Source organism: Fulvitalea axinellae, from assembly GCF_036492835.1.
In the GTDB taxonomy this organism is placed as follows: domain Bacteria; phylum Bacteroidota; class Bacteroidia; order Cytophagales; family Cyclobacteriaceae; genus Fulvitalea; species Fulvitalea axinellae.
The window spans coordinates 2714272-2734417 of record NZ_AP025314.1; the positions used below are offsets into that span (position 1 = coordinate 2714272).

Annotated in this window: 14 protein-coding genes; all 14 read left to right on the top strand. The window is 48.1% G+C overall.

Annotation, left to right across the window (positions count from 1 at the left end; genetic code table 11):
• The first annotated feature begins 44 nt into the window (after positions 1-44).
• The 14 genes from AABK39_RS10280 to AABK39_RS10345 all read left to right on the top strand — a co-directional run bounded on the left by AABK39_RS10280 (position 45) and on the right by AABK39_RS10345 (position 19833).
• Positions 45-1541 carry an efflux RND transporter periplasmic adaptor subunit gene (locus AABK39_RS10280; RefSeq protein ID WP_338391257.1) on the top strand — a complete coding sequence of 499 codons (1497 nt, stop codon included), beginning with the start codon at positions 45-47 and terminating at the stop codon, positions 1539-1541.
• 39 nt (positions 1542-1580) lie between these two features.
• On the top strand, positions 1581-4664 hold the full coding sequence (locus AABK39_RS10285) for an efflux RND transporter permease subunit (RefSeq protein ID WP_338391258.1): 3084 nt from the start codon (positions 1581-1583) through the stop codon (positions 4662-4664).
• Positions 4665-4911: 247 nt separating this feature from the next.
• Entirely contained in the window at positions 4912-5946 is a 1035-nt protein-coding gene (locus AABK39_RS10290) for a M91 family zinc metallopeptidase (RefSeq protein ID WP_338391259.1), read from the top strand.
• Positions 5947-6220: 274 nt separating this feature from the next.
• Positions 6221-9004, top strand: coding sequence for a glycoside hydrolase family 2 TIM barrel-domain containing protein (locus tag AABK39_RS10295; RefSeq protein WP_338391260.1), 2784 nt, complete (start codon positions 6221-6223; stop codon positions 9002-9004).
• Positions 9005-9282: 278 nt separating this feature from the next.
• The gene (miaB, locus tag AABK39_RS10300) at positions 9283-10752 is read left to right on the top strand and encodes a tRNA (N6-isopentenyl adenosine(37)-C2)-methylthiotransferase MiaB (RefSeq protein ID WP_338391261.1); all 1470 of its coding nucleotides are present in this window, start codon (positions 9283-9285) and stop codon (positions 10750-10752) included.
• A 175-nt stretch (positions 10753-10927) separates the two neighbouring features.
• The gene (locus AABK39_RS10305) at positions 10928-12205 is read left to right on the top strand and encodes a sigma-54 interaction domain-containing protein (RefSeq protein WP_338391262.1); all 1278 of its coding nucleotides are present in this window, start codon (positions 10928-10930) and stop codon (positions 12203-12205) included.
• Positions 12189-12764, top strand: a complete 576-nt coding sequence (gene lptE / locus AABK39_RS10310; protein WP_338391263.1) for an LptE family protein — start codon at positions 12189-12191, stop codon at positions 12762-12764. Before AABK39_RS10305 ends, lptE begins: the two co-directional genes overlap by 17 nt.
• Before the next feature lie 205 nt (positions 12765-12969).
• Entirely contained in the window at positions 12970-13731 is a 762-nt protein-coding gene (locus AABK39_RS10315; protein WP_338391264.1) for a hypothetical protein, read from the top strand.
• A gap of 13 nt (positions 13732-13744) precedes the next feature.
• Positions 13745-14101 carry a preprotein translocase subunit SecG gene (gene secG / locus AABK39_RS10320; protein ID WP_338391265.1) on the top strand — a complete coding sequence of 119 codons (357 nt, stop codon included), beginning with the start codon at positions 13745-13747 and terminating at the stop codon, positions 14099-14101.
• A 183-nt stretch (positions 14102-14284) separates the two neighbouring features.
• Entirely contained in the window at positions 14285-15040 is a 756-nt protein-coding gene (locus AABK39_RS10325; protein WP_338391266.1) for a type 1 glutamine amidotransferase domain-containing protein, read from the top strand.
• 51 nt (positions 15041-15091) lie between these two features.
• A complete protein-coding gene (locus AABK39_RS10330) occupies positions 15092-16120 on the top strand; it encodes an L-dopachrome tautomerase-related protein (protein ID WP_338391267.1) in 1029 nt (342 codons plus the stop codon).
• 12 nt (positions 16121-16132) lie between these two features.
• Complete coding sequence (locus AABK39_RS10335; protein WP_338391268.1) at positions 16133-16474, top strand: winged helix-turn-helix transcriptional regulator; 342 nt, start codon at positions 16133-16135, stop codon at positions 16472-16474.
• Positions 16475-16569: 95 nt separating this feature from the next.
• Positions 16570-18660: a 3-hydroxyacyl-CoA dehydrogenase NAD-binding domain-containing protein gene (locus tag AABK39_RS10340; RefSeq protein ID WP_338391269.1), complete on the top strand. Its 2091-nt coding sequence runs from the start codon at positions 16570-16572 to the stop codon at positions 18658-18660.
• A 21-nt stretch (positions 18661-18681) separates the two neighbouring features.
• Positions 18682-19833 carry an acyl-CoA dehydrogenase family protein gene (locus AABK39_RS10345; RefSeq protein WP_338391270.1) on the top strand — a complete coding sequence of 384 codons (1152 nt, stop codon included), beginning with the start codon at positions 18682-18684 and terminating at the stop codon, positions 19831-19833.
• The last annotated feature ends 313 nt before the right edge of the window (positions 19834-20146 follow it).

Genomic DNA, 20146 nt, shown 5'->3' on the forward strand with positions numbered 1-20146 from the left:
CCGCCGGCACCTGCCCTACCCGGCTCCGGCACAATCAGAGCAAAATGAAATCTATCATAAAATATCTTCCCCTAATTTTCATTTCAGGAATCGTTGCCTGTTCTGAAAAAAGCGGAAATGACACATCCCAAACCGTTGAGCGCCCAGCTGTAGACGAAACAATCTGGACTTCCAAAAGCGAACTGTTCGTGGAGTTTCCCGCCCTTACGGTAAATGAGGAAAGCCGTTTCGCTGCGCACTTTACGAAAATGTCGGACCATAGCGCCGTCACTTCCGGACAAGTCGTGACTATTTTGGAAGGAAACGGCCAGCGTATTTCCAGCGAAAAGGAAAAGCCCTCTTCTCCCGGCATTTTCAGGCCAACACTCACACCAAAAAAAGCGGGAACATACAAATTGCTTTTCGTCCTGAATTCCCCCGAACTCTCGGACACAATTGTGGTCGAAAAAGTAAAGGTTTATCCAAGCGTGGAAGCCTCGATCAACGAATTGGGCCAAGACGAAGGAGAAGACGGTTCCATCACTTTCCTGAAAGAACAGGCTTGGAAAATGACTTTCAAAACCGTGCCCGCGGTAAAAGCCCCGATATACGAAACCGTCGCCGGCTCCGGAGTATGGCGTTCGGCTCCGGGCGCTTCGAAATCGGTTGTTTCGCCGGTTACCGGAATCGTGAACTTCGGATCGGAAAAACTGACTGAAGGTAGCCGAGTGCGAAAAGGCCAAGTACTTTTCCAGATCAGTGGAGGAAATCTTGTCGAAAGCGGAATAGCTTCGAAATTGAAATCGGCGAAAGCCACTTACAAACAGGCCAAACAGGAATTCGAAAGGAAAAAGGACTTGCAGAAAGACGGCATAATTTCGAAAGCCGATTTTGAGATTGCCGAGAAGAATTTCAGGGTAGCCGAGGCTTCGTTCAAAGCTATGAAAAAAGGCGTCAGCGGTAATTCCAAACAAGTCAGAGCGCCGTTCGACGGCTATATAAAACGCATTTCCGTACAAAACGGCGACTATGTTGGCGAAGGCCAAACGGCGATCGTACTGGGTTCGGAAAAATCCAGAATCCTCGAAACTTACCTCAGCCCTTCTTCCGGACTTTCGGCTTCCGACATCCGTGACATCTGGTTCAAAACCCCGCAAAACGGCTGGCAAAGTGTAAAAGACAACAACGGCGAGGTGCTTTCGGTAAGCGAAAAAGTGGATCCGACAAAGCCTATGGTATCGGTTTTCGCCAAAACGGAAACGCCATCGTCGGCTCCGGAAGGCGCGTTTACGGAAACTTTGCTTGCCTATGGTCCCGCTCACGAAGCCATCGCAATTCCAGAATCGGCATTGCTTGAGGATTACGGACAGTATTCGGTTATCGTCCAGCTTTCGGGCGAAAGCTTCGAGAGAAGAAACGTAGTGATCGGACGCAAAAACGGAAAAATGGCGGAAGTGCTGAAAGGTCTTTCCCAAGGCGAAGTGGTCGTGACCAAAGGCGCCTACCAAGTCCGTATGGCGTCCATGTCGGGCCAAGCTCCGGCCCACGGCCACGAACACTAAAACCAGTACGTTTTCGAACCAAGGAATGAAAGGTAAAATATGTTAACCAAAATATTGAACCTGGCGCTCCAAAACCGAATACTGGTTTTGGTGTTCGCCGCGGCGCTTAGCTTTTCGGGCTATTATGTCGCCAACACGATGAGCGTGGACGTCTTTCCCGACCTCACCGCTCCCACCGTTACCGTTCTGACGGAAGCCCACGGCCTGGAATCCGAAGAAGTGGAAAAGCTTGTCAGCTTCCAGCTGGAAACCGCCCTAAACGGCGCTCCGAATATCCGAAGAATCCGTTCGTCATCGGCCTCCGGCATCTCGATTGTCTGGGCGGAATTCGAATGGGGAACGGACATCTACAGAGCTCGCCAAACCGTAGCCGAGCGACTCGCCACCGCCGGCGAAACCTTGCCCGAAGGAATCGGGGCGCCGACTATGGCACCGATCTCCTCAATAATGGGAGAAATCATGTTGCTCGGTGTCAGTTCGGACAGTTTGCCTCCGATGCAACTCCGCACCCTGGCCGATTGGAGTATTCGCCCACAAATAAAATCGATCAACGGAATTGCCAACGTTATCGTAATCGGTGGTGAAAACAAGCAATATCAGGTGCTCGCCCATCCGGGAAAACTCCAACATTACGGACTCAGCCTTGAGGATTTGCTGGAAAGCGTACGTGAAACCAACGTCAGCGCCACCGGCGGTTACCTTAACAAACACGGAAACCGCTATATAATAAAAGGTAACGGCCGTGTGAACGATTTGGAACAAATCAAGGACACCGTAATTAAAACCGTAAATGGACAAAGCGTAAAAGTACGCGATGTGGCCGAGGTAAAAATCGGCGCTTCGGACCAAATCGGAACGGGATCGCTCAACGCGAGGCCGTCGGTGATTATGACGATCTCCAAACAGCCCGATGTCAACACGATTGAGCTAACGAAGGAACTTGACAAAGCCGTAACCGAACTCCGGAAAACATTGCCGGCGGGCGTAAAAATCGACAACCATATTTTCCGCCAATCGGACTTTATCGACGCCTCCATCGGAAACCTAAAATCCACTTTGCTCGAAGGCACGTTCTTCGTTATCCTAGTGCTTTTCATCTTCCTGATGGATTGGCGCACGACGACTATCTCCCTTTTGGCCATTCCGGTTTCGCTTTTGACTTCGGTATTGGTTCTCAAATTCCTCGGCTACACTATCAACACCATGAGTCTCGGCGGTATGGCCATCGCCGTCGGCGCTTTGGTTGATGACGCGATTATCGATGTCGAAAACGTATTTAAAAGGCTCAGGGAAAATTTTCTGAAACCGAAAGAGGAAAGGCTTCCGCTTTTGGCCGTAGTCAAAGAGGCTTCGATGGAAATCCGGAGCTCAATTATTATCGCTACGCTGATCGTGATCGTTTCTTTTGTACCGCTTTTCCTCCTTAGCGGAATGGAAGGCCGACTGCTCAAACCGCTCGGAATCGCCTTTATCACTTCCGTATTGGCCTCGTTGGCCGTCGCCGTTACTTTAACTCCCGTCCTCTGTTCTTATTTATTGAACAATGAAAAACTCTTCAAAGCGAGAGCCGAAGGGACAAAAGTGGAACGCTGGCTACAGAAACAATACGGACGAATTCTCTCAAAAGCGATTAAAGTACCGAAAACGATCATCGCCGTAACGGCCATGGCTTTCGCCGTAAGTATCGGCCTTCTCGGACAATTGGACCGCAGTTTTCTGCCCGAATTCAACGAGGGGTCGCTGGTGATCAGCGTAGTCGGAATACCGGGAATGTCATTGGAAGAAAGCGAGACCTCCGGACGAATGGTGGAGGAACAACTTCTGCAAATGCCGGAAATCACGACCGTAACCCGCCGGACCGGCCGGGCGGAAATGGACGAGCACGCGCAGGACGTAAACGCCTCCGAAGTGGACGCTCCGTTCGTTTTGGACGGAAAAGACAAAGAGACTTTCTTCGAAGAAGTACGCAAAAAGCTAAGTATTGTACCCGGAGTGAATATTACGCTCGGACAACCTATCGCCCACCGCGTAGACCATATGCTTTCGGGAACTCGCGCCAATATCGCCATCAAGATTTTCGGCCCGGACCTGAACGAGCTTTATAAAATCGGCAAAAACATCGAAACGCTGATCAAACCTATCGACGGACTCGCCGATGTGGCCGTGGCCCGCCAAACGGAAGTCCCGAGATTGCGGGTTGATCCGAACAGGCAAAAACTCGCAGCCGTGGGAATGACCGTCGATCAGCTGATGGAACAGCTCGATATCGCTTTCACAGGCGAAAAAGCAGGTCAGATCTACGAAGGCCAACGCTATTTCGATCTGGTGGTAAGATACGGAAAACGCTTCCGGGATACGCCCGAAAAGCTTAAAGCCATGCTCGTCAGCCTGCCGGAAGGCGGACACATTCCGCTTGACCAACTCGCCGAAATTTCTTCAGTAAGCGGACCGCACACCATCAGCCGGGAGAATATCCAACGGAAAATCGTAGTATCGGCAAACGTAAACGGCCGTGGACTAAGAAACGCCGTGGACGATATCAAATCGACCATTGACTCCGGAGTTTCCCTGCCCGAAGGCTACAGAGTAGTATACGGCGGACAGTTCGAAAGCGAAGCGAAAGCCTCACGGTTGCTGTTAATCACGGCTATTTCGGCCATCCTTGTCATCTTCTTGCTACTGTATTTCGAATTCAAAGACACGAAGCTCGCCTTTATCGTTTTGGTCAATCTTCCATTGGCATTGATCGGCGGTATCCTGATCGTGTATTTCACTTCGGGAATTATCAGCATCGCGTCGACTATCGGTTTTATCAGCCTTTTCGGTATAGCTACGCGAAACGGGATCCTGCTCGTTTCCAGATACGAAGACCTGCGCGACGGCCAGCCCGCCAACGACAGCCTGATAAAATCCGGAGCCTTCGACAGGCTGAACCCGATCCTGATGACAGCTTGCACAACCGGATTGGCCTTGGTTCCGCTTGCGCTAAAAGGCGCCGAGTCAGGGAACGAAATCCAAAGCCCGATGGCCGTTGTAATTCTGGGCGGTTTGCTAACCGCCACTTTGCTGAATTTGCTTGTGATACCGTGTGTCTACAAACTGATTTTCGTTAAGGACAAATAACGATCGGCCTAAACTCAATTTTAAAGCGCTCCGCCAATTCGAAAAATGGCGGAGCGCTTTTTTATTTCCCCTGATTGGCAATACTTTTGAGTTCCACATTTCATCCCGAACATTCCCACTCCCGATGTTTCAACACAAAAAACGACATGGTTCCAGTCTGAAATCAACGGGAGATTCTACAAGCCAAACCCAATCGTCCAAATTTCCTCCAAACCATTTCCCCCCAATCCAAGCGATGCTCAATCGCATGGATTTCCGAAAACAAATAGGCTACGCCCGCTCCATCCCGCCCGAAACAGAACCTGAGCTAAGGGAAATAGACCGACTTTTAGCGCAATACGAAAAACTGAATCCACTCCCCCGCACCCAGCTCGAATACGAAAAATTGGCATCTTGCCTAAGCCAACTCGAACGCACGGTTTACCTTTGGCATTCCAAAAATATGCCTCTGGAAAGCCACAGACCCGACGAAAGAACACCGGCCTTAGCCAATCTTCTCAAAACCGTCAATTCGGAATTCGATTCGCTTTTCTCCATCGCCGTCCGCAGGCGATTCGATTTTTGGTATCCCGGAAAAGACAAAGCGGGATTGCGAGAAACCCGAAAAGTGGAAGCGATGTGGAGAAGCGTCTTAGCCGAAGACAGCAGCCTTAAGGTAGAATCCTCAATTTATCCGCCAATAGAGTCCGCCGACTCATCAAAACGTCCGATGCCATCCGGATCCTCAGCAGATTTCAAGAAGAGAATGTTTACACAAATCGGAAGAATAATGATGAGCCGTGGCGGAAGGGAACTTATCGATTCTATTTTGGAAAATCGGCACACCGTCACCATACGCGGGCACGAAGGCGAAAAGTACCGGACAAAAACCAAAAACAAGAAAAACTCCCAAGCCTCAAGCCCAATCTTGGATAGCGACCCTGAAGGACCTGTGTACGAAGGCTTGGGCTCGGACGCTACGGTATATTCGCCCGCCGTACCTAGCCGAAAAATGAAATTCTATTTTACCCAATCCCCCAACCCAAGATACGGCGCTTACACCATCGTACCGGAATATTTACGATTAGCCCACGAACTGGGGCACGCCATGAACGCTCAATATGGAAAAAGCCGGGAACATTTTTCCTCAAAAAAATATGGAATTGACATAGCAAGATGGACAAATCCGGAGGAAAAATACGTGATCGAGAAAATTGACAACCCAATGCGTAGAGAACTTAATTTACCGAACAGAATCGGGCATATTAGTACCGGCCCCCTGCTTGAAGAATATTGGAGCTGATATTTTCAGCCCTCAATGCATTATGTTAAATAGAGGGCTTTCAGTTTACTTATTTCCTTTTTTCAACTTCTCAGAAAAACATCCCGGAAAAGCACTTTCCGCCCTAAAAAGCCTCCATTCTTCGACTATGAAAATTGGGAAGGATCCCGAAATGGTTCCCGGCAGAAATCGTCCCCACAGGCTTTGCCTTACAGGTTTTCGCCTCGTATATTCTGTTCCTGAACCTTTTGGAAGGGCCCGCCCTCCGCTTTTTATTAATTTCATTCACACTGACATGATCAGAAGATTACTTCTTTTATCTTTTCTCACAGTGTTTGCTTTAGCCAGTTGGGCACAAACAAGCGAGACCGTTTACCTTTCGGGAACGGACAAGGACAACACCGTCCGATGGGACTTTTTCTGTACCGAAGGCCAAAACAGCGGAAAATGGACCACAATTCCGGTCCCCTCCTGCTGGGAAAGCCAAGGATTCGGTAATTATAACTATGGCCAAGACAAGGAGAAATCCTCCGAAAAGGGCTTGTACAAGCACAAATTCACCGTTCCGAATTCTTGGAAGAACAAAAAAATCAATATCGTCTTCGAAGGTTCGATGACCGATACCGAAGTCAAGATCAACGGCCGATTGGCGGGCGCCAAGCACCAAGGAGCCTTCTATAGGTTCGAATACGACATCACCAGACTTTTGAAATTCGGCAAAGAGAACTTGCTTGAGGTAAAAGTCGAAAAAATGTCTTCCAACAAATCCGTAAACAAAGCGGAGCGCAACGCCGACTATTGGATCTTCGGCGGGATTTTCCGTCCGGTTTATCTAACCGCCCATCCGAAAACCCATATCCAACGAGTGGCTATCGACGCCCAAGCGAACGGAGATTTCACCGTGGATGTTTTTACGGAAAGAGCCAGAAAAGGAAGCTCGGTAAAAGCTCAGGTAAAATCGCTTGACGGAAGAAATATCGGGGAACCATTTACCGCAAAAGTTGAGGGCAGAAATCCGAAAGTACGCCTTTCGGCGAAAATCCCGAACGTGAAACCATGGAACCCCGAATTCCCGCAACGCTACAAAGTGGAGGTCGCACTTTCTGACAATGGCAAAACGAAACACGTAATCAACCAGAAATTCGGATTCCGCACCGTCGAGGTTCGCAAAGGTGACGGCGTGTATGTCAACGACGAAAAGATCATCTTCAAAGGAGTGAACAGGCACTGCGCCTACCCTACTTCCGGCCGTACCACCAGCCCGGAAATCGACATCATGGACATCAACCTGATGAAGGATATGAACATGAACTCCGTACGGATGTCACATTACCCGCCGGACGCGCATTTCCTTGATGCCTGCGACTCTCTCGGCCTTTTTGTCCTTGACGAACTCGCCGGTTGGCAGGACAATTACGATACTGAAATCGGGAAAAAACTCGTGAAAGAGATGGTGATCCGCGACGTAAACCACCCGAGTATCATCCTTTGGGATAATGGAAACGAGAAAGGCTGGAACACTGAACTCGACGGAGAATTCGCCAAATATGATCCGCAAGAGCGCAAAGTTCTCCACCCGATGGCCCTCCACGACGGAATGGACACTCAGCACTACAAGGACTACGCATACGGAATCGGGGCGTTCGAGAACTCGAAAGACATCTACTTCCCGACGGAATTCCTCCACGGCCTCTACGACGGCGGACACGGCGCCGGGCTTGACGACCACTGGGAAAGCGTTTTGAAACATCCGAACGCGGCCGGTGGATTTCTCTGGGTTTTCGCCGACGAAGGAGTGGTAAGAACAGACGAAGGCGGACGCGTAGACACGCATATGAACTACGCTCCCGACGGAATTGTGGGGCCATACAGGGAAAAAGAAGCCAGTTATTACACCATCAGGGAGGTTTGGACTCCTGTTCATTTTCCTGTGACTTACCTCAGCCCTAGTTTCAAAGGAAAGCTTAAAGTCGAAAACCGCTTCACTTACACGAACCTCAACCAATGCGATGTGGAATGGAAGCTTTTGCGCTATCCTTCTCCAAGTGCGAAAAACGGAAAAACCGTTGAGAAACGGGGAGCGAAAGCCACGTTCAAAGACTTTGAACCCGGAACAGCCGGCTTCCTGAACTTGGATCTTCCCAACGATTTCGCCCAATACGACGCCCTTACTATTTCCGTAAAAGACCCGCACGGCAGGGAAGTCATCTCACGCACTTGGCCGATCCAGTTCGCTTCGGAACTTAGCGAAAAAGCGTTGGCAAAAGCTTCCTCCGACGCCGTAAACGCAACAACCGAAGGCGAAAATATTATCCTGAATTCAGGAGAAGTAAAAGCCGTATTTTCGGCCAAAGACGGAACATTGCTTAACATCGAAAACGCGAAAGGCTCCATTCCTTTCAAAAACGGACCGAAGCTGACATTGGAAACCAAGGTTAAATCCGTAAAAAGCTTCGAGAAAGACGGAAACCAAATCGTAGAGGCTCTTTTTGAAAAAGGATTCGCCAGCGTACGTTGGACCATGCTTCCAGGCGGAGCTTTGGAACTTGAATATGACATCAAAGACACCAAAGGCCGTTTTGATATGATGGGCGTAAGCTGGGACTTCCCGGAAGATCCTAACGTAACGGTAAAATGGCTGGGCAAAGGTCCGTATCGGGTTTGGAAAAACAGGCTCAAAGGACCGCAATTCGGACTTTGGGAAAAAGAATACAACAACACCATCACGGGAGTCGACTGGAATTATCCCGAATTCAAAGGATACCATTCGGAATTGTATTGGGCAAAGATCTCGTTAGGAGAACAATCGTTTACAGTTTACTCAAAAACCGACGGCGTTTACCTCCGCCTCTACACTCCCGCCCTACCCGAGAAGCCCGCTCACACCAAAGCTGCTTTCCCGGAAGGAAATATCTCACTGATGCACGCCATTCCGGCCGTTGGCACCAAGTTCCACCCCTCTGACGAACTTGGCCCACAAGGACGGAAAAACGTTCATAATACATGGAGGCCTTACCAGAAATCCGTAATCGGAAAATTCGTTTTCGATTTCAGATCTTCAAACAAAAAAAGTCTCTGAGGTCAGTAGCAAAACCCTCAAAACCGTGGCGGAAACGTCACGGTTATTTTTTTCCCTAAACCTAAACACGTATAGCCTAACCGAACCGTTTTCAGTTTGCGAATATCTCAACCTTTACACATTATGTTAAATAGAGTGATTGGAATATGGCCTCCTGATACCTAAAGGCCAACACTGTCATTTTGGCATAGCGTCGAAATTTGCGTACCTTTGTGAATTCCTTCCAACTACACGGAAGTTCCAGTTACAAACAATTGACTACCAAAGCTATAGATTGAATGAGCGAGCTTATCCAAGATATCGGGATTCTCGGAAACAACAACGGGGAGAATACGAGTTGCGAGACCTACAGGACGAGCAAAGACGTCGACACCGGCAAAAGCCGTAAACTTTACATTGAAAGCTACGGCTGCCAGATGAACTTCTCTGACAGCGAGATCGTATCGTCGATTATGGAAAAGGAGGGCTTCGACACCACGTCCACTTTCGAAAACGCCGATGTGGTACTGCTCAACACCTGCTCTATCCGCGACAAGGCGGAACAGACTGTAAGAAAGCGCCTTAAGCAATTCAACTCGGTTAAGAAAAACAAACCGGAAATGTTGATCGGCGTGTTGGGCTGCATGGCCGAAAGACTCAAGGAAAAGCTCCTCGAAGAGGAAAAAATCGTTGATTTGGTCGCCGGCCCGGACGCTTACCGCGATCTCCCGGCTTTGGTATCCAAGGTTGACGAGGGCCAAAAGGCGGTCAACACCGTACTTTCAAGGGAAGAAACTTACGCAGACATCAGCCCGGTTCGCCTGAACTCCAACGGCGTTACAGCCTTTATCTCGATCATGCGCGGCTGTGACAATATGTGCTCGTTCTGCGTAGTGCCGTTCACCCGTGGCCGTGAGCGTAGCCGCGATCCGAAAAGTATTGTGGAAGAGGCGCGTCAGCTCTTCGAAAGCGGATACAAAGAGGTAACGCTTTTGGGACAAAACGTAGACAGCTACAAATTCGCCCTCGATCTTGACCAAAACCAGAAAAAGGTAATCGAAAAATCCGACGCCAAGGATATCGTCACCTTCGCCAACCTTTTGGAAATGGTTGCGAAAGTGAGCCCGGACCTCCGCGTTAGGTTCTCCACTTCGCATCCTAAAGACATTACGGAAGACGTGTTGCACGTTATGGCGGCGCACGAAAACATTTGCAAATACATCCACTTGCCTGCGCAAAGCGGAAACAGCAGGGTTCTCGATATCATGAACCGTACTTACACCCGCGAGGAATACATCGAGAAAGTTGACTCTATCCGTAAGATTCTTGGCGAGGAATGCGGTATTTCTTCCGATATGATCGCCGGTTTCTGTACCGAGACCGAAGAGGAACACAAAGAGACCTTGACTCTGATGGAGTACGTTCAGTACGACTTCTCTTATATGTTCTTCTACTCTGAACGCCCAGGCACTTTGGCCGCTAAAAAATTCGAAGACGACATTCCTTTGGAAACAAAAAAACGTCGTCTTAACGAAATCATCGACTTGCAAAGGGATCTTTCCCTCAAAAGAAACCAGCTCGACGTCGGTAAAACCTTCAAGGTTTTGGTTGAAGGAACATCCAAGCGTTCCGATGAGCAACTGCAAGGGCGCAACTCAGCCAACAAAGTGGTGGTCTTCGACAAGCGTAATTTCAAGAAAGGCGACTACGTAAACGTAAAAGTTACGGAATGCACGCCTGGTACGCTTATCGGCGAACCAGTTTCTTAAGGAAAAATCCTATAAGACAATTCACTCCCGGAATGCTCGACAGGCCTTCCGGGAGTTCATAATATAGAATTCGGATCGACAATTTTTCGGGAAGGCACGGCCTTCGTTTGGCGGAAATTTCCCCAATCGTTTGTCTAAAGCAGTCGTGTCAGGCAACAAAACCTCGCTTCAAAGTATGATTTCCAATTCCGACATTCAGTACGTCAAACAACGCTTCGGCATAATCGGTAACTCTCCCCTACTGAACCGTGCCATAGAAATCGCCATGTACGTGGCTCCTACAGATATGGCAGTACTGGTAACGGGCGAAAGCGGAAGCGGTAAGGAATCGTTTTCGAAAATCATCCATCATCTGAGCCACCGTAAACACGGCCCTTTTATAGCCATAAACTGCGGCGCTATCCCGGAAGGAACTATCGATTCGGAACTTTTCGGACACGAAAAAGGCGCTTTTACAGGCGCTTCCGACACTAGAAAAGGGTATTTCGAGGTAACCTCGGGTGGCACTATCTTTCTGGACGAAATCGGGGAAATGCCACTCAGCACCCAGGCCAGGCTTCTCCGGGTCTTGGAAAACGGCGAATTCATCAAAGTCGGTTCTTCCAAGGTGCAGAAAACCGACGTCCGGGTAGTGGCGGCCACAAACGTCCGGTTGCTTGACGCAATCTCCAAAGGAAAGTTTAGGGAAGACCTTTACTATAGACTGAATACCGTCCCGTTGTTCGTTCCTCCGCTAAGGGAACGCGGACGCGACAGCTTGCTCCTCTTCCGAAAATTCGCTTCGGATTTCGCCGAGAAATATCATACAAAACCGATTTTCCTTACCGAAGACGGGCAAGAAACACTGCTCGACTATCGTTTTCCTGGTAACATCCGGCAGCTGAAAAATCTCGTTGAGCAGATGTCGGTACTAGAAACAGGAAAGGTAATCGACTCGCGCACGCTCGACGGATATATGCCAACCTCCCAAGCCTTGGTTCCGATTTCAAAACCAGAAATGGGCGGAGACCAACCCGACAGCGCAGATTTGGAGATGCTTTACAAAATCATTTTCGAACTGAAAAAGGAGCTTGGCGACCTAAAAGAGATTGTGGCCAGAATAATCCGGGACGAACATGTGAAGTCTCCGGCCTTATTGGCTAAATTCACACAATTGACTTCCGAAGATTCCGACCTCAGCCAAAAACCGAAACCTACCTCTCCCCTGTTACTGGAGAGCGGACACGGAAACAACGATTCAACCGACGAATCGCAGACCATAGACATCGACCGTGTTGAAGAATTGCAGGGCAACGAAGAATCGGAATCGCTCTCATTGGAGAGAAACGAGAAAGAACTTATAATAAAAGCCTTAAAGAAAAACGGCAACCGCAGAAAACGCGCGGCCCAAGAGCTGGGCATTTCGGAACGGACGCTGTACAGAAAAATTAAGCAGTATGAAATTGAAGACTAAAGCCCAAAAGGCCTTATTATATACCGGAAAGCTGTTTTTGCTTGTGGCCTTTTGTCTTGCGGGCCACAGTTGCGGGGTCTACTCTTTCACCGGAGCCTCTATCGACTACACCAACACCAAGACGATATCCATCGGATACTTCTATAACGAAGCCGGACTTGGTCCAGCCAACATCAGCGACGAACTGACAAACAAACTGAAGGACTTTTTCCAACAAAACACCCAGCTCGACATCGTGGCCGAAGACGGCGATTTGCAAATTGAGGGAACCATATCCCGTTACGCCTTTAGCCCGCTCGCCCCACAAAGCAACCCAAACGCAACCAGTGGCCTTGAGGGTGTTGACGAAGCCGGACTGGAGCGCTTAACCATAGGTGTTTCAGCTACTTATGTCAATGTAAATGACGAAACCTATGATTTCGAAAACAGGGTGTTTTCGCAGTTTGAGGATTATAATGCCGTAACCCAAACCCGTGAGCAGGTTGAGACAGGACTCGTAGACGGCATTCTCGACCAAATCGTGCTCGACATATTCAACGCCTCCGTTGCCAACTGGTAAAAACCGGCCAAGGTGTTTTCGCTTCCCGCTTTTCATTCTGCCAATAATTGGCTATTATAGTGTAAGACTGCGAATGACACCGAAGTCCGGCCCGGCATAACGGCGTAAGCCATCACGACAGCCGGAGCGAAAAGCAAACGAATGCTAAGAGGGAGGAGCCTCCCCCTCGATTTACTCGCCGAAAAGGGAGAACGCAAGAGAGTGTGTGGAGATTTTTAACGAAAAGGAAAGCGTGGAATACCAAAGGCAAATAGAGCTTATATACAGGCCCGAAGAGGCTACTTTAAAAGATCTGGAATGTTTGCTTGAACTTATCAGGGAATACCCCTATTGCCAAAATTTCAGAATCTTGGCGGCCAAAATCGCCCATGACAACGGATTCAAAGACAAAGAAACTCTTTTGCGCAAAGCCGTGCTGTATTCCAGCAACAGGAACAGGCTTAAATCTTTTGTGATGGAAGAACTCAATGTTCCCGTACCAAAAGGTTTTTCGCTGGAAAGCCTTTATGAACCGGTAACGGAGTTCAAAAAAGAGCATGAGGAAGAGACCACCCCCACTGAAAAACAACCTGACATATATTCGGAGGTCATGGACAGTCTTTTGTCCATGAAGGAAAACAAAGACAAACTCCAAAACCAAATAGAACACACCGACTCCAATGCCTCCCCCACCGCTCCAAAACCCGCAATGGCACGGGGATTGGAATGGAGCATTGTCAACGATTTCATTAAGGATGAACCCAGCATAAACAAACCGCTGAACTACGATCCGGAGAATAAGAAGAACTACGAAGACCTAGCCGCCAGAAGCGGAACGATGGACAAGGAATTCGCCTCTGAGAACCTCGCCAGGATCCTTGTGAAGCAGGGAAAAAGCAAAGAAGCCTCCAAGATTTATAAGAGACTGATATTGAAATATCCCGAAAAAAAGACTTATTTTGTAAAGCTAATTAACGAACTACAATAAAATTCCGAAAATAATGTTCAACATACTTATTACACTGATCGTCATTGTTTCCCTGCTCTTGATCTTTGCTATCCTGATGCAAAAATCCAAAGGCAGTGGCCTCTCTGGTCAGTTCGGCGGAAGTGCGGGGCAGTTGATGGGAGCCAAAAGAAGCGCTGATTTCCTTGAAAAAGCTACTTGGGGACTCTCAATTATTTTGGTTACCCTGACTTTGGCTACCAACATTACTCTTGATTCGGGTCCTAAAGCTTACGTGAGCCCTAACTTGAAAAAAGCTCAGGAACAACAAGGACAGAACGCTATCCAGTCATTGCACAGCACAACTACTGACAGCGCGGCGCAATCAACGGACACTACTGTTAAGAAATAATTCCGTTTACTCGGAATCAAAAGCTGGGCGGATTAAGCCCGGCTTTTTTTTTGCCCAAATCTTCATTAAAGATTTCGGAAAAAGCATAACCTAGGGCCAATAAACCTTACGCCCACCCTTACCCCCTCTTTCTTCTTCTGTCCGGAACACCAAACGCACAAACCGCCAACAACTCCGCCGAACATGAAAAAGACACTCCTGTTCACCCAACTCCTAACACTATTGCTTACAGTATCATGCGTAAACAGGAAGGGACCAAAAAAAATCCTCTTCGTTTTCACCAGCCACAATCAGTTGGGCAATACCGGGAAACCAACAGGTTTTTTCTTATCGGAGGCTTCCCACGCCTACCAAACGTTTGATTCAGCTGGATTCCATATAGATTTCTGTAGCGTAAAGGGTGGTGTAACTACGGCGGACGACATCAACTTAAGCGATCCAATCAACAAATCTTTTTGGAACAATACGGGGATCAGAAAAAAACTACGAGAAACAAAAAAGATCGACCGCATAAATCCGTCAACCTATAGCGCCATTTATCTCGTTGGCGGGCATGGGTCAGTTTGGGACTTCCCCGACGATAAAAGTCTAGCCAGGGTCACCGCTCATATCTATAACAATGGCGGAGTGGTAAGCGCCGTTTGCCATGGCACAGCAGGCTTACTAAACGTCAAACTCCCCGACGGAAAATTCCTTATTGACGGAAAAAAGATTGCGACATTTACGAATTCCGAAGAAGCTAAAATACATTTGGACAAAGTCGTACCTTTCCTTTTGGAAACCGAGCTAAGAAACAGAAACGCATACATCATCCACGGCACCGATTTCCAACCGAACATTCAAGTGGACGGCCGGCTGATTACAGGACAGAATCCCGCATCGGCCAAAGGGGTGTCCATCGCCGTGATCAATGCCTTAAAGGATCAGGCAAAGCACTAGGGAAGAATCAACTCCTAAAGAACCAACACACCTTCTAATACTTGTTCAAAGATGAAAAAATCATTTCGAATCATAATAGCTCTAATCTGTTTTATGACCGCTTGCGGGCCCCTGAACAGCCCTACCCTCCACACCGTTGCAGAGTCTGAAAATCAATGGACAGGAATCGGGGTTACAAAAAAAGGGAGAATCTTCGTGAACTTCCCCCGTTGGTCCGATAACGTTCCGGTTTCAGTAGCTGAGATAATTAACGGCAAGACCATTCCTTTTCCTGACTTGGAGTGGAATAAACCCATAGAAGACGACCAACATTTTGTCGCTGTCCAAAGTGTTTTTGTGGACAATCTGGATAGACTTTGGGTATTGGACACTGGCAATCCGCAATTTCGAGGAGTCATTGAGCGTGGTCCCAGATTATTTCGCTTCAATTTGACGACTAAGCGCCTAGAAAAATCATTCGGCTTTCCGAAGAACACTTACAGTGAAAACTCTTACCTCAACGATGTCAGGATTGATACCCAGAGAAAATTTGCTTATATCACCGACTCCGGAACAGGAGGAATCTTAACCGTCGATCTGAGCAACGGTCAAGTAAAACGGCATTTGTCGGGTCACCCTTCAGTTTTGGCCGAAACGGACTCGTTGGTTTTTGAAGACAAAACCGTCTGGAAAAACCGGGTACACTCCGACGGTATCGCATTGTCACCCGACACTAATTGGCTTTATTATGTAGCGCTAAGCGGGCATACTCTTTATAGGATTCCCACAAAGGTTCTGCGAAACAACACGCCCAAGCCTGAAAGCTACATAGAAAAAGTGGCGAAAATATACGCCCCTGACGGTATGGTTTTCGACAAAAACGGCACGCTTTACTTAGCCGGGCTAGAGACAAACAGCGTATATTCGGTGAGCGGAAAAGGGCAATATCAACTTGTTGCCAAGGATCCCGAAATCCGCTGGGCGGATTCGTTTGCCGTAGACGGCGAGGGAAACTTATATTTCACAACTTCTCAAATCCATCTTGACGAAAACAAGAGAGGTCTTTATAAAGTCATCATGATTGATCGAAAAGATCTTTAAAACATTTTTTCCGTGAAAAAGAAACTAAACTATTGCCCGCTGGCGCTTACTATGGAATACATAGGCGGAAAGTGGAAACCTCTAATTCTATTCCATCTAATCGGTTCGCCAAAACGCTCCGGTGAGTTACAGAAGTCGATTTGTGGCATCTCCAACAAAGTGTTCACCGAATCGATCAGGGAGATGGAATACTCCGGGCTTGTCAACCGAAAGGTATTTCCCAGCGTTCCGCCCAAAGTGGAATATTCGCTGACTGAGCTAGGCAACAGCCTAATTCCAATATTAAAAGCTATGGACGATTGGGGTAAAACATTTCCACCCGAAAGCCATTCTGACAATGAAAAAAACGAATAAGTAAAACCACGGCATCCTATTTTGGATGCCGTTTCAGTATCTTCTATTTTTTTTATCTTGAAAAAGGGTTATTTTAATAAAAAACATAACCCATTATGAAATTATTTTTTCACACAGACGAAGACTTGCAACAAACGGAATCTTATGTCAAAGTGCACAGGAGCCATCACAGCGCTTTGGTCACTTTGGACAAAAAGGATTCTCCGGTCAACACGGTGGATTCCAGCTTCGCCAAAGCCATAAACTCCGTTTTGGACAAATTGGAAGCTGACGAATCGATCAGCTCCGTCATCTTCAATAGCGAGAAAAAGACCTTTATCGCTGGTGCGGACCTTAAGCTTCTTCACGAAGGCTCCGCGGAAGACGCTGCGCAAATGATCGCCGAAGTCCAGGACCTGTATTCACGTCTACAAAGATTTCCGAAAACTACCGTAGCGTATATCGAAGGCGCCTGTTTGGGCGGAGGATTGGAATTTGCGATGGCTTGCCAAACCAGAATCGCCAACCGAAACTCACGCGCTTTTTTCCAACTTCCGGAAACCAACCTCGGTCTCATTCCCGGCTTCGGGGGCACTTTTCGCCTCCCCGATCTTGTCGGTGTCGAAGTTGCCCTGCATATGATCTTGCGTTGTCAAAAGCTGAATATCGCACAAGCATCGGAAGCTGGGTTGGTTGATCAACAGGTCGGTGACCTGGATGAATTGACGGGATTACTGAATTCCGGAAGTCTCACATTATCTCAAAACAGGAAAAACCGGCACCTCCCAACAGACCTTGACTCTATTACATCATTCCGAAAAAAGACGGAACGCAGAAGCAAGGGCCTCTACCCCGCCCTCACTCACGCATTGGACGCTCTGGAATTCGCATGCAAAAACCCAGATGAGGAGCAACGCATCGAAAACGAAAAAGCGCTTTTCGCAAAAACCTTGGCAACACCCGCCGCTAGCCGAATGGTCGAGCTTTTCTTCACCATTAACGATAAGAAAAAGAACCCTTGGAAACACCTTGTCCAACCGACTCACAACATCGGAATCATCGGAGCCGGTCTGATGGGATCCGGAATCGCGTCGGTGAGCGTCAGAAAAGGCTATAACGTGGCGGTTACGGACATTCATGAGTCTTCTTTACTGAAACTGGAAGCCGTTGTCCAGAAAGAAAACGGTGAAGTAGCCGACGATAAACTCAAGCTTTCGGACAACTTGGACATTCTGGAAGATTCCCAAATGGTAGTGGAAGCCATTTACGAAAACCTTGAGGTAAAAAAGGAAACCATCCGAAAGCTTAACGGAAAGCTTCCTTCAAACAGCATCTTGGCTAGCAACACATCGGCTATTCCAATCAAAGATTTGGCGGAAGTTTTCGAAGACAAAACAAGGGTCATCGGCACGCATTATTTTTCGCCCGTACAAAAGATGCCCTTGCTTGAGATTATCGTTACGCCCGAAACCGAATCTTGGGTAAAAGCCACCGCTTTGGACATCGGGATCAGGCAAGGCAAAACCTGCATTATCGTCAATGACGGACCGGGGTTTTACACCACCCGAATCCTCGCCCCCTATCTCAACGAGGCTCTTCTGCTTTTACAAGAAGGCGTTTCGGGAGCGGACTTAGACAGTGCGCTTGAGAGTTTCGGAATGCCCGTGGGGCCCGTCACGCTTATGGACGAAATCGGCATAGACGTTTGCGCTCATTTGCTCGGCGGACCTATCGGCGCCATGTTTGACGAGCGAGGCACCCCGATATCCAAACTGCTAAACGTATTTGTAGAAAACGGGTACCTTGGCCGTAAAAACGGAAAAGGCTTTTTGCAATACGACGACAGCGGAAAAAAATCGGCGAGAATCTATTCCGAAAACCTACCTGAGATTGGCAACACTTCCTCAGGCGCGGAATTGGACCAAGAAACGATCCGCACAAGAGTCGTTTGGGCAATGGTCAACGAAGCGATCAAATGCCTGGAAGACGATACCCTTAGCACTCCCGCGGACGGCGATATCGGAGCTATTCTCGGATTGGCGTTCCCAAAATACACCGGCGGTCCTTTCCGTTTCGCTGACGCCAAAGGACCGGAATCGGCTTATCAGACCCTGAGAGATTTGGAACTCAAATTTGGAAAACGGTTCGCTCCCGCCACTTCAATATCTCGACACAAAAACGACAACACCCTTTTTCATTCTTCATAAACCCATAAAAACCACACAAACATGTACTTTAACGATGAGCATAAGCTTTTTAGAGAAAGCGTAAGGGACTTCCTTGCCCAACGCGCGACCCCATTCGCAAATGAGTGGGAAACCCAACGACGCATTCCCAAATCAATTTGGGAAGAAATGGGCGACCAAGGATATCTGGGGCTCCTCCACGAGGAAAAACACGGCGGACTTGAAGCCGATATTTTCTTTTCGCTTATTTTTCTTGAGGAATTGGCGAATACCGGTTTCGGAGGTTTCGCCGGAGCGGTAAGCGTACATTCGTATATGGCCACGGCCCATTTGGCGAAAGCCGGAAGCGAAACCCTAAAGAGAAAATATCTGGAACCTGCGATTGAGGGTAGAAAAGTCGGCGCGTTAGCCATTTCCGAACCCGGAGCCGGATCGGACGTTTCCTCACTTCGCACCCGAGCCGAAGATATGGGAGACCATTACTTATTGAACGGCTCAAAAATTTTCATTACCAACGGATTTTACGCGGATTTCATAACCGTAGCGGCGCAGACTGAAAAAGGAATGAGCCTCTTTGTAATTGAAGGTGACAATCCGGGGCTGTCCAGAAACAAACTGGAAAAGATGGGCTGGCACTGTTCGGATACGGCCGAGCTGTTCTTCGAAAACGCTGTCGTTCCAAAGGAAAACCTCATTGGGGAGGAAGGAAAAGGCTTCTATTATATCATGGACAGCTTTCAGATAGAGCGTCTTTGTATTGCGATTATTTCCCAAGCTTCGGCGGAACGCATGTTTGATTTGGCCCTGAAATATGCGCGCGAGCGGGACGCTTTCGGCAAAAAGTTGGAAAAAATGAAAAACATCAGGTACCAACTGGCCGACGTTCACGCCGATATCGCCTGTGTAAAGCAATATCTCAGACACGTGGCTTGGAATCTTGAACGCGGTGAGAATATGTCGCGCGAATGCGCTATCGCAAAGTTGAAAGCCACCGAACTGAGCAAAGAAGTGGCTGACAAATGTCTGCAGATATTCGGAGGTTACGGTTATATGGCCGATTTCGAAATCGAGAGAATGTTCCGCGACGCAAGGGTCAATACCATAATCGGCGGGACTTCGGATATTATGAAAGAGATTATCGGAAAATCGGTTATTGACGAAAGGACGTACAAATCGGCTTATCAGAATCATTAGCCCCAGTTAAAACACGAAAAAGGCGAGCTTGAAAGCTCGCCTTTTCATTCCGAAGAAATCGGAACTGGGTAGGGTGTAAATTGTCGGCTTCAGCCTAAGCGAATTTGAGTGACGGCCTTTGCCTTGGGTTTGATTGGTAGTTGATGTTGATCGGCCCCGCACCCGAAGGTTTAAACTTCGGGACTAACCGATATTTATGGTTGATTACAAATTTGACTTCTCTGCCGTTTTTGTTAATACAAAGTAAGGCAATTCCCTCTTCGGCTTCAAATAGATAAATTTTATCTCAAGATAGACAAAACACCAACCCCAA

What these genes read in the sequence shown, in the direction of transcription:
- AABK39_RS10280 (WP_338391257.1), top strand. Translation starts at nt 45, where the DNA reads ATGAAATCTATCATAAAATATCTTCCCCTAATTTTCATTTCAGGAATC.
- AABK39_RS10285 (WP_338391258.1), top strand. Translation starts at nt 1,581, where the DNA reads ATGTTAACCAAAATATTGAACCTGGCGCTCCAAAACCGAATACTGGTT.
- AABK39_RS10290 (WP_338391259.1), top strand. Translation starts at nt 4,912, where the DNA reads ATGGATTTCCGAAAACAAATAGGCTACGCCCGCTCCATCCCGCCCGAA.
- AABK39_RS10295 (WP_338391260.1), top strand. Translation starts at nt 6,221, where the DNA reads ATGATCAGAAGATTACTTCTTTTATCTTTTCTCACAGTGTTTGCTTTA.
- miaB (WP_338391261.1), top strand. Translation starts at nt 9,283, where the DNA reads ATGAGCGAGCTTATCCAAGATATCGGGATTCTCGGAAACAACAACGGG.
- AABK39_RS10305 (WP_338391262.1), top strand. Translation starts at nt 10,928, where the DNA reads ATGATTTCCAATTCCGACATTCAGTACGTCAAACAACGCTTCGGCATA.
- lptE (WP_338391263.1), top strand. Translation starts at nt 12,189, where the DNA reads ATGAAATTGAAGACTAAAGCCCAAAAGGCCTTATTATATACCGGAAAG.
- secG (WP_338391265.1), top strand. Translation starts at nt 13,745, where the DNA reads ATGTTCAACATACTTATTACACTGATCGTCATTGTTTCCCTGCTCTTG.
- AABK39_RS10325 (WP_338391266.1), top strand. Translation starts at nt 14,285, where the DNA reads ATGAAAAAGACACTCCTGTTCACCCAACTCCTAACACTATTGCTTACA.
- AABK39_RS10330 (WP_338391267.1), top strand. Translation starts at nt 15,092, where the DNA reads ATGAAAAAATCATTTCGAATCATAATAGCTCTAATCTGTTTTATGACC.
- AABK39_RS10340 (WP_338391269.1), top strand. Translation starts at nt 16,570, where the DNA reads ATGAAATTATTTTTTCACACAGACGAAGACTTGCAACAAACGGAATCT.
- AABK39_RS10345 (WP_338391270.1), top strand. Translation starts at nt 18,682, where the DNA reads ATGTACTTTAACGATGAGCATAAGCTTTTTAGAGAAAGCGTAAGGGAC.